The sequence below is a fragment of the Halomonas sp. PGE1 genome (genome assembly GCF_013000985.1).
Taxonomy (GTDB): domain Bacteria; phylum Pseudomonadota; class Gammaproteobacteria; order Pseudomonadales; family Halomonadaceae; genus Halomonas; species Halomonas alkalicola.
In genome coordinates, this window is sequence record NZ_CP053032.1 from 3402336 (window position 1) to 3414870 (window position 12535).

Annotated in this window: 12 protein-coding genes; 5 read left to right on the top strand and 7 right to left on the bottom strand. The window is 69.3% G+C overall.

From position 1 onward, the window contains the following. Positions 1 to 22: 22 nt before the first annotated feature. From HIR79_RS15990 to doeA, 6 genes are all read right to left on the bottom strand, one after another. Entirely contained in the window at positions 23 to 1024 is a 1002-nt protein-coding gene (locus HIR79_RS15990; RefSeq protein WP_169959086.1) for a C45 family autoproteolytic acyltransferase/hydrolase, read from the bottom strand. 41 nt (positions 1025 to 1065) lie between these two features. After that, positions 1066 to 2538: a biotin carboxylase gene (locus tag HIR79_RS15995; protein WP_169959087.1), complete on the bottom strand. Its 1473-nt coding sequence runs from the start codon at positions 2536 to 2538 to the stop codon at positions 1066 to 1068. A gap of 146 nt (positions 2539 to 2684) precedes the next feature. After that, complete coding sequence (locus HIR79_RS16000) at positions 2685 to 3554, bottom strand: carbon-nitrogen hydrolase family protein (RefSeq protein WP_169959088.1); 870 nt, start codon at positions 3552 to 3554, stop codon at positions 2685 to 2687. Positions 3555 to 3755: 201 nt separating this feature from the next. After that, positions 3756 to 4232 carry an Lrp/AsnC family transcriptional regulator gene (locus tag HIR79_RS16005; RefSeq protein ID WP_119021866.1) on the bottom strand — a complete coding sequence of 159 codons (477 nt, stop codon included), beginning with the start codon at positions 4230 to 4232 and terminating at the stop codon, positions 3756 to 3758. A 16-nt stretch (positions 4233 to 4248) separates the two neighbouring features. After that, positions 4249 to 5262 carry a N(2)-acetyl-L-2,4-diaminobutanoate deacetylase DoeB gene (gene doeB, locus HIR79_RS16010; protein ID WP_169959089.1) on the bottom strand — a complete coding sequence of 338 codons (1014 nt, stop codon included), beginning with the start codon at positions 5260 to 5262 and terminating at the stop codon, positions 4249 to 4251. Positions 5263 to 5461: 199 nt separating this feature from the next. Next, positions 5462 to 6661, bottom strand: a complete 1200-nt coding sequence (gene doeA / locus HIR79_RS16015; protein ID WP_119021868.1) for an ectoine hydrolase DoeA — start codon at positions 6659 to 6661, stop codon at positions 5462 to 5464. Positions 6662 to 6917: 256 nt separating this feature from the next. On the opposite strand from doeA, the gene HIR79_RS16020 reads away from it, so the two are divergent. The 3 genes from HIR79_RS16020 (at position 6918) to HIR79_RS16030 (ending at position 9853) form a co-directional block, all read left to right on the top strand. Then, on the top strand, positions 6918 to 7862 hold the full coding sequence (locus HIR79_RS16020) for a 2-hydroxyacid dehydrogenase (protein ID WP_169959090.1): 945 nt from the start codon (positions 6918 to 6920) through the stop codon (positions 7860 to 7862). A 72-nt stretch (positions 7863 to 7934) separates the two neighbouring features. Then, on the top strand, positions 7935 to 8513 hold the full coding sequence (locus HIR79_RS16025) for an isochorismatase family protein (protein ID WP_249322192.1): 579 nt from the start codon (positions 7935 to 7937) through the stop codon (positions 8511 to 8513). Further along, positions 8510 to 9853: a nicotinate phosphoribosyltransferase gene (locus tag HIR79_RS16030; RefSeq protein WP_169959091.1), complete on the top strand. Its 1344-nt coding sequence runs from the start codon at positions 8510 to 8512 to the stop codon at positions 9851 to 9853. Before HIR79_RS16025 ends, HIR79_RS16030 begins: the two co-directional genes overlap by 4 nt. Before the next feature lie 19 nt (positions 9854 to 9872). Here the strand turns inward: HIR79_RS16030 and HIR79_RS16035 are convergent, their stop codons facing one another. Beyond that, positions 9873 to 10607, bottom strand: a complete 735-nt coding sequence (locus HIR79_RS16035) for an SDR family oxidoreductase (RefSeq protein ID WP_169959092.1) — start codon at positions 10605 to 10607, stop codon at positions 9873 to 9875. Positions 10608 to 10744: 137 nt separating this feature from the next. Here HIR79_RS16035 and HIR79_RS16040 point away from each other — a divergent pair, with 137 nt between their 5' ends. Together HIR79_RS16040 and HIR79_RS16045 are read left to right on the top strand one after the other, a co-directional pair. Continuing rightward, complete coding sequence (locus HIR79_RS16040) at positions 10745 to 11458, top strand: hypothetical protein (protein WP_169959093.1); 714 nt, start codon at positions 10745 to 10747, stop codon at positions 11456 to 11458. 79 nt (positions 11459 to 11537) lie between these two features. Continuing rightward, positions 11538 to 12458, top strand: a complete 921-nt coding sequence (locus HIR79_RS16045; protein ID WP_169959094.1) for a LysO family transporter — start codon at positions 11538 to 11540, stop codon at positions 12456 to 12458. Positions 12459 to 12535: the final 77 nt, after the last annotated feature.

The window sequence follows — 12535 nt, forward strand, 5'->3', positions numbered from 1 at the left end:
TGATTGTCGTTGTCGATATCGATCAGCTGCCGAACCTCTCCCTCACGCCGTAGCGCACGGTGATCGACTCCTCGGGAAAGTGATCGAAGCCGAGGTCGAGGTCGAGGCCGGGCCAGTGGTAGCGCACCCGCCCCTCCCCGGGGCGGTAGAAGGCCGAGTAGATGGTGCCCAGCCCGCGGCGATAGTCGTGGCGGAACAGCGGCGGCGCCGAGAAGGCCGCCTCCAGGCGCGCCTCGCTGGTGGCCTCGTCGTCCACCAGGATGGAGAGCTGACGCTCGCGGATCAGCGTCTCCGAGGCCAGCGCATGGGCATACCACTCGATGCGCTTCTGGTGGTTGGTGGCCACCGGCACCCGGCGGATGCTGGCCCGGCGGTCGGGGCCGATCATCGCCGTGACGTAGCGCCCGGCGGCGTCGGCCACGGTGATGTTGTAGGCCATGTGGGTGGGCACCCGCGCCAGCACCTCGGCCGCCTCGGGCACGCTGTCGCAGAACTCCAGCAGGTAGCGCAGGATCACCGGCGCACCGAACCCCTCGCCCACCGCCTTGCGCCCGCCGAAGGCCAGCGACACGGCGAGCCCGCGGTCGTTCATGCCGTCGAGCACCCCCCACAGGCAGTCGGTCATGGCGATCACGCCGCGACCGTTCCAGCGGGTATAGAGGATCGACCCCTCGCAGAGCTCCGGCGGGTAGTCGTAGTTGCGGGCCAGCAGGGTGGTTCCGGGGCGGGCCAGCACCGCCTGGGAGCAGCCGGTGATATAGGGCGGCGGCTGGTAGAGGCTCAGGAAGCGCGAGGCCAGGTCGCCGCCGCCGGCCAGGTCGCACAGCGTTCGGTAGGTATCGAGCAGCTCCGGCATGTGGCGGCGCAGGGCGTTGAGGCAGGCCAGGTACCCCGGCCGCTCGCGCTCGCCCTCCGCCAGGTACCAGGCCTCGTAGGCGGACCAGTGCGCATCGAAGAGCGAGCGCCACTTGGGGCCCGGCGCCGCCTCGTGCAGGGTGCGAAAGACCAGCGTCTTGTCGTCCATCGTTGCGGACGCCGACCCTCGCGGGCAGGCCCCCTCCCCCTTCACAGGATCTTGAAGTTGCCGCCGCCCACGGCGTGGCTGACGGCGACCTGCTCCACCACGGGATCCTGCAGCGACTGGCCGGCGTACTGGCCGCGGATGCCGTCGATCCAGGCCTTCGCCCGCTCGTTGAGCTGGAAGTCGTCGTCCATCAGCCGGCCGCGGGTGATCAGGATGCCGAGGTCCGCCCCCTCGTAGCGGAAGTCGCCGGCGCCGCTGATGCGCAGGAAGAAGCCCTCCTGCTCGTTCTCGGCGGCATGGGGGTGATAGCTGTAGTGGTCGTAGGCGATGCTGCCGTCCCCGGCCATCTTCCACACCCCGGTGCGCGGCGCAGCGGTCAGCAGGTCGACGCTCTCGTCGGTGTGCTTGATCACCAGCTGGCTCCAGCTGTCGACGCTGTCCGGGTGGGACCAGCGCTCGTTGATCTCGTTGATGTCGAGGTCGAACTCGACGTCGGAGAACTCCAGCAGGTGGAAGAGGAACAGCGGAATGTCGGAGTGGGCGAAGGCCGCCACGTTGGTCAGCGAACTCGCCCCGGTGACCCGCGGGTTGAGCTCGCCCAGGTAGACCTCGCCGCTGTCCATGTCGATCAGGAAGTCGAGCTCGAAGTAACCGCGGTAGCCCTCCTCGCGCAGCGCCTCGCCGAACTTGAAGGTGTACTCCCGGGCCTTGTCGCGGATCTCCTGGGTGAAGGCGCCGGCGAACATCTCGTTGCCGCACCAGCCCCCCTTGTAGGGGGTCAGGGTCTTGAAGCCGACCAGCTCGGTCATCAGCGGCCCCACCACGGTGCCGCAGCGGGTGGCACAGGCCTCGATGGCCGAGCCGCGGCAGTTGATCCGCTTCATGATCTTGACCTCGGCCTCGGCCTCGATCTCCTCGGCGTGCTTGTAGTAGTCGTCCTCGCTGGCGATGAAGAAGGTGGTGTGGCCGGAATCGCCGAAGGCGGTCTGCACCACCAGGTCGGTACCGAGTTCCCGACTCACCTCGCAGAGCTCCTGGTAGCTGCCCACCCGGGCCAGCACATTGGGCACACTGGGCACGCCGGCCTTGTTGCCGATGCGCACCGTCTCGATCTTGTTGTCCATGCGGCTTCGCAGCGCCGCCGGCGGGAAGGCGACCTTGAGCCCCAGCTGCTGGCACACCTCCTCGGTGTGCTCGTCGAACATCAGGAAGGCGGCGGTGCCGGCATGCTCACCGTCGGCCCTCGACTGGATGAAGTCGATGACCTCCTTGTGCTCCAGCAGGTAGTTGTTGATGTCCTCGATGCTCTCGAAGTCGCGGGGAAACTTCTCCTTCGGCACGAAGACGTTGCGCTGCTGGCCGTCGAAGCAGTCGATGTAGTTGATGTGGCGGAAGTTGCCCACCCAGTCGCCGATGCCGAGCAGGTTGAAGTTGGTGGCCGAGATGAAGTAGATCGGCTCCTTGTTGTTGCGAAAGTGGCGGCGGACATCGGCAATGCTGGTGATCTTGTTCATTGTTGTCGCTCCAACGATGGCGGATGAGGGGGCGTCAGCCGCTCTCGCGGCGGGCGAGGGGGAGTCCCGGCGGCCGAGCAGTCGGCACAGGGCGCGCTTCAGGGACTCCAGCATGATGGTCTCCTTGCGGGTCAGGGGGCTGCGGATCAGTACTCCTCGACGTCGGCGCGCAGGGGCTTCTGCAGCGGGCCCAGGGTATCGAGGAAGGGCGAAGAGCCGGTCTCGCTGCGATAGAGCGAGAAGTCGACGCTGCGGTCGCGGAAGCTCTTGAGGGGCTGGCCGAGGCCGCGCAGGCCGGTCTCGCGCTCGCGGCGTACCCGGTTGAGGTCCACCTCGATGGGCATCACCTCCTCGCCGGTGCCGGCCTGGTGGATGACGTCGCCGGAGGGGCCCACCACGATGGAGCGCCCGTTGCCGATGGCGCCGGCGCCGTTGATGTCGAAGAAGTAGCACTGGTTGACCGCTGCGTTGGTGCGCGCGATGGAGAGCTCGATGTCGCGGTCGATGGTATCGGTCATGGTCGGGTGGAGGATCACCTCGGCCCCCATGGCGGCCAGGGTCCGGGTGGTCTCGGGGAACCACATGTCGTAGCAGATCGAGACCCCGAAGCGCGCCACGTGGGGCACGTCGAACACCACGAACTCGCTGCCGCTCTCCACCCCCGCCTCGTAGGGCAAGAAGGGGAACATCTTGCGGTAGCGGGCCACGACCTGGCCGTGGGGATTGATCACCGACAGGGTGTTGAAGATCCCGTGCTCGGTCTTCTCGAACATGGAGCCCGGGATCAGCCAGATGCGGTGCTGCTCGGCCAGCTGGCAGAAGAACTGCTCGGCGTGGCTGGGCATCGGCTGGGCGTGGTGGGGCGAGGCCCCCATGGGCATCAGCTCGCTGAACAGGACCATCTGGACCTGGGGAAAGCGGCTCATCAGCACGTCGACCCGGTGGCGCATGGCTTCGGTGTTGTCGCCGTGATGCAGGGCATGCATCTGCACACCGGCAATCGTGAAGTAGGACATGGCAGTCTCTCTGCGTCAGGCGATCTCGTCTCTTCCGGGGCGGAGTCAGCCATGACCGGCACCTGGGAAGCGTGCCGGAAGGACCGCCCGGCGTGGGTAAGCCCATGCTCACACACTTACACAAGCATATGCCACAGGCTTCGCCGGAGAATCAACGCTGGACTCGCGCAGGGCGGGCCTGCAAGCGGGGGAGATCGTGGGTCAGGGGGAGAAGTCGTCGCGGGAGAAGCCCGGTTCGGGGCGCTTGACGGTCTTGGTGACGATGTAGGTGAAGTAGCGCTCGATGCCGGCCTCGCCGGTCAGCCAGGCATCGATCAGGCGCTGGTAGGCGTCGATGGAATCGGCCTCGACCTTGATCAGATAATCGACGCCGCCCCCCACCGCCACGCACTCGGTGACCTCGGGGGTGGCCTGCACCAGCGCCTCGAAGCGGGCGAAGCTCTCGGCGTTGTGGGCCTTGAGCTCGATCTGCACCCACACCGGGGTGCGCTTGACCAGCGCGGCGCCATTGATGCGGGCGCTGTAGCCCTCGATGATGCCGGCCTTCTCCAGCCGGCGCACCCGCTCCCAGCAGGGGCTGACCGAGAGGTTGATCGCCTCGGCCAGCTTGGACTTGGTGATGCGGCCATCCCGGGAGAGGATCTCGAGGATCTTCAGGTCGTAGCGGTCCAGTTTCATCGTGATTCCGGCACCCTCAACCCAGCGAGTCGACGACATCGGCGATCACCGCGATGGTGTCACCCATGTTGACCAGCGCCGGATGACGGCGTGCCGCCAGCACCCCGCTGCGCCCGGCGCGGTACTCCACCGGGGCGGTGCCGCTGCGGGTCATGTCATAGACCCGGGCCACCACCTCGCCCTTCTCGACCCGCTCACCCAGGGCAAAGCAGAGCTCCAACACGCCGGAGTGCTCGCTCTGCACGTAGCAGCTGGCATCGGGCATGTCGAGATAGACCTGGGGCTCGGCGGGCATCTCCACCTCGCCTTCCAGCAGGCCGTAGTGGATCAGGAAGTTGCGCACGCCGCGCTCGGTGATGGCCATGCTCTCCGGGGTGGAGGTGCCGCCGCCGCCGAGCTCGGTGGCCACGAAGATCTTGCCCTGGCTCTCCACCGCGGTGTCGAAGAGGGCCGCGGCGTCGAGCTCGAACATCATCATGGCGTAGGGGGCGCCGAAGGCCTTGGCGCCCTCCAGGGCACTGCGCTGCTGCTCGGGGTCGTCGAGCACGTGGGAGGCGCCGAAGGGGATGATGTCCAGGGTGCGCCCACCGGAGTGCAGGTCGAGCACCACGTCGCACATCGGCACCATCACCCGGGTGAAGTAGTCGGCGATCTTCTCGGTCACGGTGCCGTCGGGGTCGCCGGGGAAGCTGCGGTTGAGGTTGCCGCCGTCGAGCCCGGAGGTGCGCTTGCCGGCCATCACCGCCGGGGTGTTCATGCAGGGCACGATGATCACCCGGCCGGTGACCTCCTCGGCCTTGAGCTGGCCCGACAGCTTGAGCAGCGAGGTGATCCCCTCGTACTCGTCGCCGTGGTTGCCGCCGGTGAGCAGGGCCGTGGGGCCCTCGCCGTTCTTCACCACGGTGACCGGGATCATCACTGCCCCCCAGGCGGAGTCGTCCACCGAGATGGGCAGCTTGAGGAAGCCGTGCTGGACGCCGTCGGCGTCGAAGTCGACGGTGGCGCTGATCGGGCTGGGACGCTTGGTCATTGTTGATACTCCTTGTTCTGATGTGACATGGGCGCCATGGCCTCGTGCCACTCGGAGCTGATCTGGCGGCAGATCTACGAGGGGGCGCTGTGAACCCATCCCTGGGCGCTACCGATGCCATCCCTGGCATAGGACCCCCTCTATGATCTGCCCCCAGCGCCCCTCGCGATTCGATGTCGTTAACTCAGCTTGAACCCGTTCAGCGCACGAACAGCTGGCGCGGGAAATCGGCCAGGGTCTCGCAGCCGGTCTCGGTGATCAGGATGCTCTCGGTGATCTCCAGGCCCCACTCGTCCTCCCACAGGCCCGGCATGAAGTGGAAGGTCATGCCCGGCTGCAGGATGGTCTCGTCCGAGGGGCGCAGGCTCATGGTGCGCTCGCCCCAGTCCGGGGGATAGCTGATACCGATGGGGTAGCCGCAGCGGGCGCCGCCGCGGTCGAAGCCGTACTTGTCCATGGCCGCGCCCAGCGCCATGGCGATGTCCGCGGTACGGTTGCCGGGCTTGGCCACCGCGAGGCCGTTCTCGATGCCCTCGAGCAGTGCCGACTCGGCACGCACGAACTCCGTCGGCGGGCGGCCCAGGAACACCGTGCGCGACATGGGCGCGTGGTAGCGCTTGTAGACCCCGGCGATCTCGAAGAAGGTGCCCTCCCCCTTGCGAAACGGCGTGTCGTCCCAGGTCAGGTGCGGGGCGGCGGCATCCTTGCCGGTGGGCAGCATGGGCACGATGGCCGGATAGTCACCGCCGAAGACCCGGCCCTGCTCGTCGCGCCAGCCCTCGATGCCGACCCGGTAGATCTCCGAGACCAGCTTGCTCTTGGGCAGGCCGGGCTCGATCACCTCGAGGATGCGCGAGTGCATGCCCTCGACGATCTTCGCCGCGACGCGCATGTACTCGATCTCCTGGGGCGACTTGATGGCACGGCACCAGTTGACCAGGGAGTTGGCGTCCATGAAGCGGGCGTGGGGCAGCTCCCGCAGCAGGCTCTGGTAGGCCTTGGCGGAGAAGTAGTAGTTGTCCATCTCCATGCCGACCACCCCCTGGTGCCAGCCGCGATCGGGCATGATCGACTGGGCCAGGTAGTCCATGGGGTGCATGTCGGGGTTCTGGACGTAGTAGTCCGGGTAGTAGGTGATGTTATCCGGATCGATCCAGCAGGTGCGCAGCGCCCCGTTGGCGTCCATGCGCCGGCCGTACCAGACCGGCTCGCCCTCCAGCCCCAGCAGCACGCACTGGTGCACATAGAACGACCAGCCGTCATAGCCGGTTAGCCAGGCCATGTTGGAGGGGTCGCTGATGATCAGCACGTCGATGCCGCGGCTGGCCATCTCGGCACGCACCTTCCATAGCCGGCTGGCGTACTCCTCGCGGGTGAAGGGCAGGTTTACCTGGGTCATTAGGCCACTCGCCAAAGCAACATCAAGAAAATCGGCCCTCTCGATGAGGAGAAGGCCGGCCAGGGTCACGGTCACCGACGGATGCCTGGACGGGTCGCGAACCGGTCGGTGGCACGAGGCAGTGGGGTTGACCCCTCTGGGTGGAGGTTACTGCCAACCCACGGTAGGCGGTCAAGCATTTCCGCTTCAGGTGTCACCCTTGTTCACAACGTCGCCGGCTTCCATGATGAACGCAACCCCTGTGCAAGGAGAGACCATGAAGGTACTGGTGCATATCGACGATGCCGAGCAGTGGCGAGACGCCCTGGCCGAGCGGCTGCCCGAGGCCGAGGTAATCACCAGCGCGGCGCCGCCGGCGCAGCGCCGCCAGGCCGACTATCTGGCGGTGTGGAAGCCGCCGGAGGCACTGCTGCGCGAGCCCGAGGCCCTCAGGGGCATCGTCAACCTGGGAGCCGGGGTGGACGCCCTGCTCAACAACCCCGGGCTTCCCGAGGGGGTCCCGATCGTCAAGCTGCGCGACGCCGGCATGGCGGAGCTGATCGGCGACTACGTGCGCTACGGGATCCTCCACTTCCAGCGCGACTTCGACCGCTACCGCCGCCAGCAGCACGCCCGGGCGTGGCGCGAGCACGCGGTGGTGGAGAAGAGCAACTGGCCGGTGGGGGTGCTGGGGCTCGGCGCCATCGGCGCGAAGGTGGCCGCCATGGTGGCCGCCGACGGCTTCCCGGTCCACGGCTGGAGCCGCTCGCCCAAGCGTCTCGAAGGCATCACCTGCCACCACGGCGATACCGGTCTCGACGAGCTGCTCGGCCGGGTCAACACCCTTGTGCTGCTGCTGCCGGACACCCCCGCGACGCGCCATATCATCGACGCCCGCGCCCTCGCCCGGCTGCCCGAGGGGGCCAGCCTGATCAACCCCGGACGCGGTACCCTGATCGACGAGGCCGCGCTGCTCGCCGCCCTGGGGCCGAGCGACGACCCCGCAAGCGTGGGGCGGCTGCGCGGCGCCCTGCTCGACGCCTTCCCCGAGGAGCCGCTGCCCGAGGCGAGCCCGCTCTGGACCCACCCACGGGCCTGGATCACCCCGCACATGGCCGGCCCCACGCCGCTGGGCGCGGCGCTGGACCAGGTGGCCGAGGCGCTGCGCGCCTTCGAGGCCGGCACGCCCCAGGCGACGGTGGACCCCGCGGCCGGCTACTGACGCCGCTACACGAAGGGCGGTGAAGGCCCTACCCTGAGAAGAGAGGTGCCACCTTCAGGGGAGAGGCAGATGATGAGCATGAGCTTGGAGTACGGCCCCGGCGACGCGCTGCTCGTCGTGGACCTGCAGAACGACTTCTGCGAGGGGGGCGCCCTGGCCGTGGCCGGCGGTGCCGCCTTGGTGCCGGGCATCAACGCCGAGATCGCCGCCGCTCGGGCCGCGGACGCCCTGGTGGTGGCCAGCCGTGACTGGCACCCCGTCGACCATGTGAGCTTCGCCCATCGCGGCGGCCCCTGGCCGGTGCACTGCGTGCAGGACACCGACGGTGCCGCCTTCCACCCCGATCTGGCGCTGGACGCCGCCACCATCCGCGTCAGCAAGGCCACCGCCTTCGACGCGGACGCCTACTCCGCCTTCGACGGCACCGGCCTCGCCGGCTACCTGCGCAGCCGCGGCATCGAGCGCGTGTTCGTCTGCGGCCTGGCGCTGGACGTCTGCGTCCGGGCCACCGCCCTGGACGCCCGCCGCGAGGGCTTCACCACCCGGCTGCTCGGCCCGCTGTGCGCCGCGGTGGTCCCCGAGGCCACCGAGGAGACCCTGGGGGCGCTGCGCGATGCCGGGGTGGAGGTGGTGGCGGAGCGGGTGCCATGACGCCGGTGCCCTATGCGGTCGCCGACGACGACCTGGCCCTGCTCACCGACCTCTACCAGCTCACCATGCTGCAGGCCTACTGGGCCGAAGGGATGGAGGCCCGCGCCACCTTCAGCCTCTTCTTTCGCAGGCTGCCGGCGACTCGCCGCTTCATGCTCGCCTGCGGCCAGCAGCATGCGGCCGAGCTGGCCACCCGGCTGCGCTTCGGTGAGTCACAGCTGGCCCGCCTGGCCGGCACCGGGCTGTTCGACGCGGACTTCCTCGCCTGGCTCGGCCGGTGGCGCTTTCGCGGCGACATCTGGACCCTGCCCGAGGGGACCCCGGTGTTCGGCAACGAGCCCCTGCTGGAGGTGGAGGCCCCCATCGCCGAGGCCCAGCTGCTCGAGAGCCTGCTCATGAACCTGGTGCAGCTGGAGACGGTGCTCGCCTCCAAGGCGGTCCGCCTGGTGATCGCGGCCCGGGGCCGGCCGGTGGTGGACTTCGGCCTGCGCCGCATGCACGGCATCGACGCCGCGGTGCGCGGCGTGCGCGCCTACCGCACGGCGGGGCTCGAGGGGACCAGCAACGTGCTGGGCGGGCTGCGTCACGGCATGGCGCTGCGCGGCACCATGGCCCACAGCTATATCCTCGCCCACGACGACGAGCGCGAGGCCTTTCGCGCCTTCGCCCGCCGCTATCCCGGCACCACCCTGCTGGTGGACACCCACGACACCCTCGAGGGGGTGCGCCGGGTCATCGCGCTGCTGCGCGAGGAGCCCGGGCTCGCGGTGAAGGCGATCCGCCTCGACTCCGGCGACCTCGGCGAGCTGGCCAGGGGCGCCCGGGCGCTGCTCGACGCGGCGGGCCATGGCGAGGTGAAGATCGTGGCCAGCAGTGGCCTGGACGAGGGGCAGATCACCGCGCTGCTCGACGCCGGCGCGCCCATCGATATCTTCGGGGTGGGCACCGAGATGGGGGTCTCCGCCGACGCCCCGGTGATCGACCTCTCCTACAAGCTGGTGGCGTACGCCGGCACCCCGCGGGTGAAGCACTCCCCCGGCAAGATCAACCTGCCCGGGGGCAAGCAGCTCTATCGCCGCCTGGGCGCCGACGGCCGCTACGCCGGCGACGTCATCGCCCTGCGCGACGAAGCGGGCATCGACGGCGAACCGCTGCTGCGCCCGCTGGTGGTGGATGGCCGGGTGGTCGCCGAGGAGATGGCACTGGCCGAGGGCGCCCGGGAGCGGGTGCGGGAAGCCCTCACGGCGCTGCCCGCCCCCCTCCTCGAGCTCGCCCCGGGCGAAAGCGACTACCCGGTGACGCTAAGCCCGGGGCTCGCCGCGCTCAGCCGCCGGCTGTGAGGCCGGACGAGGCGACAGCTCACAGCGGCTGGCGGGTCGGCCGGATGGTCAGTTCGTTGACGTCCACGTCGGCGGGCTGGGCGATGGCGAAGGCAATGGCCCGGGCGATGGCGTCGGGCTCGATGGCCAGCTCATAGAGCTCGCCCACCCCCTGGGCAGTGCGCGGGTCGCTGATCGACTCGGTCAGCTCGCTGGTCACCGCCCCCGGCGAGATATTGGTCGAGCGGATCTCGCGCGACTCCTGGCGCAGCCCCTCGGAGATCGCCCGCACCGCGAACTTGGTGGCGCTGTAGACCGCCGCCGCCGGCGACACCACCTGGCCGGCCACCGAGGAGACGTTGATCACGTGGCCGGCACGCTGGTCGCGCATGGTGGGCAGCACGGCGGCGATACCATAGAGCACCCCCTTGATGTTGACGTCGATCATCCGCTCCCACTCCTCCACCTTGAGGCGGTTGAGGGGCGAGATCGGCATCACACCGGCGTTGTTGACCAGCACGTCGATGCGCCCGTAGGTCGCCAGGGCGGCGGCGGCCAGCGCCTCGACCTGATCGCGCCGGGTGACATCGGTGACCCGGTAGATCGCCTCGCCGCCCTCCGCGGTGATCGCGTCGACCAGCGCAGCCAGGCGCGATTCGCGGCGGGCGCCGAGCACCAGGCGGGCGCCCTCGCGGGCCAGCCGTCGGGCGGCGGCCTCGCCCAGCCCGCTGCTCGCCCCGGTGATGATGATGACCTTGCCCTTGATCTCCGACATGCGCTCTTCTCCCGATTGTGCGGTGGCTCGTGACCCGCCAAGATAAAGACACGGCCTGAATATGCAAGAACCCCGCATGCCGGAACCCGCGCACGCCCCGGGGGTCCACTGCTCTGCCATCGCCCAGCGAGAACGACATGCCCCTCAGACGCCTGCTGATTGCCCTGCTGATCTGCTTGCCCCTCGCCGCCGCGGCGGCGGAGGCGCCGGCCGCCCCCTCCCCCAGCTACCGCAAGGCGGAGCCGGCCGTCGAGAACGCCGCACGGGTGGTCCCCCAGCCCTTCGCCGCCCGCTACCGTCTGGAGGTGAGCGGCTGGCCCAGCACCAGCGTCGAGCACCGGCTCTCCCGGGACGGTGGCTCCTGGCACAGCGAGATGAGCGCCGCCATCGCCGTGGCGCGGGGGGAGGAGCGCAGCCGCTTCATGATCAAGGACCAGGGGGTGCGTTCTCTCCAGTACATCAGCGGCTACTCCCTGCTGGGGCTGGGCGGCGACTACCGCCTCGCCCCGGACGACCTGGCCGTGCTTCCCGACCGCCAGGCCGCCCTCTTCGAGCTCTCCCGCCGGGTGATCGACGGCACCTGCCGGGATAGCTGTGACATCCGCTACCAGAACCACCGCGGCCGGGAGGAGCGCATGGCGTACCAGGTGCTGGGTCCCGAGAGCCTGAGCCTGCCCGCCGGAGAGTTCGAGGCCCTGGCGGTCGAGGTCACCGAACCCGACAAGCCGGAACGCCACCTGGTGTTCCACTTCCACCCCGAGGTCCCCGGCCTGATGCTGGCCGTGGAGTACCACCGCGACGGCGAGCGCCGAAGCCGCCTCTCCCTCTCCCGCCTCTCCCTCGGCGAGTGATGCCCAGCCCCGCAAGAGCCTGCTAGAGTAGCGGGTTTTCCGTCGCCGCCTTGGCGACAGCACAGGGAAGGGACTCTCGATGCTGACAGGTCTGGTGATCGTGCTGCTGCCGCTGGTGCTGGGCTATCTGGTACCGGTGCGCCGCGCCGGCCTGATGGCGCTGATCAACCGTGGAGTCAACGCCTCCGTCTACGTGATCCTGCTGCTGATGGGGGTGAGTCTGGCCGGACTCGACGACCTCGCCGGCCAGCTCTCGCGCATGGGGGGCCAGGCACTGGTGCTGTTTGCCGTGATCAGCGCCTGCAACCTGGCGGGGCTCTGGTGGCTCTCCGGGCGCCTCGGCCTCGCCGCCGACCCCTCCCGGGTGGTGCCCGGCGCCCCGCTGAGCAAGCTCGCCGCCATGGCCGGCTCCCTGGCGCTGGTGGCCGTGGTGGTGCTCGGCGTCGGGCTGGGGCTGGCGGGCCGTGCCCTCCCCGGGCTCCACGACGGCGCCGAGACCCTCGCCGAATGGGTGCTCTACGCCCTGCTGGTGCTGATCGGCTGCCAGCTGCGCAACTCCGGCATGCCGCTGCGCCAGATCCTGCTCAACCGCCACGGCCTGGCCATCGCCCTAGTGCTGGCGGCCACCTCGCTGGCCGGCGGCCTGCTCGCCGCACCGCTGCTGGACCTGCGCGCCAGCGAAGGCCTGGCGCTGGCCGCCGGCTTCGGCTGGTACTCCCTCTCCGGCATCCTGGTGGGTGATGCCCTGGGCCCGGCCATGGGCGGCGTGGCCTTCTTCAACGACCTGGCCCGTGAACTCCTCGCTTTCGTACTGATCCCCCTGGTGATCCGCCGCCATGCGGCCCTGGCCATCGGCTACGGCGGCGCCACCTCCATGGACTTCACGCTGCCGGTGATCCAGCAGCACGGCGGTGTGACCTGCGTGCCGGTGGCGGTGGTCTCGGGCTTTATCCTCTCGCTGCTTTCGCCGCCGCTGCTGCTGTTCTTCCTCTCCCTCTGAGGCGCTCCCGCCGCCACCGGCTTGCATATCGCTTGCACATTTCCTGACCATTGGCTGCATCGCCGCGCGCGATGCTC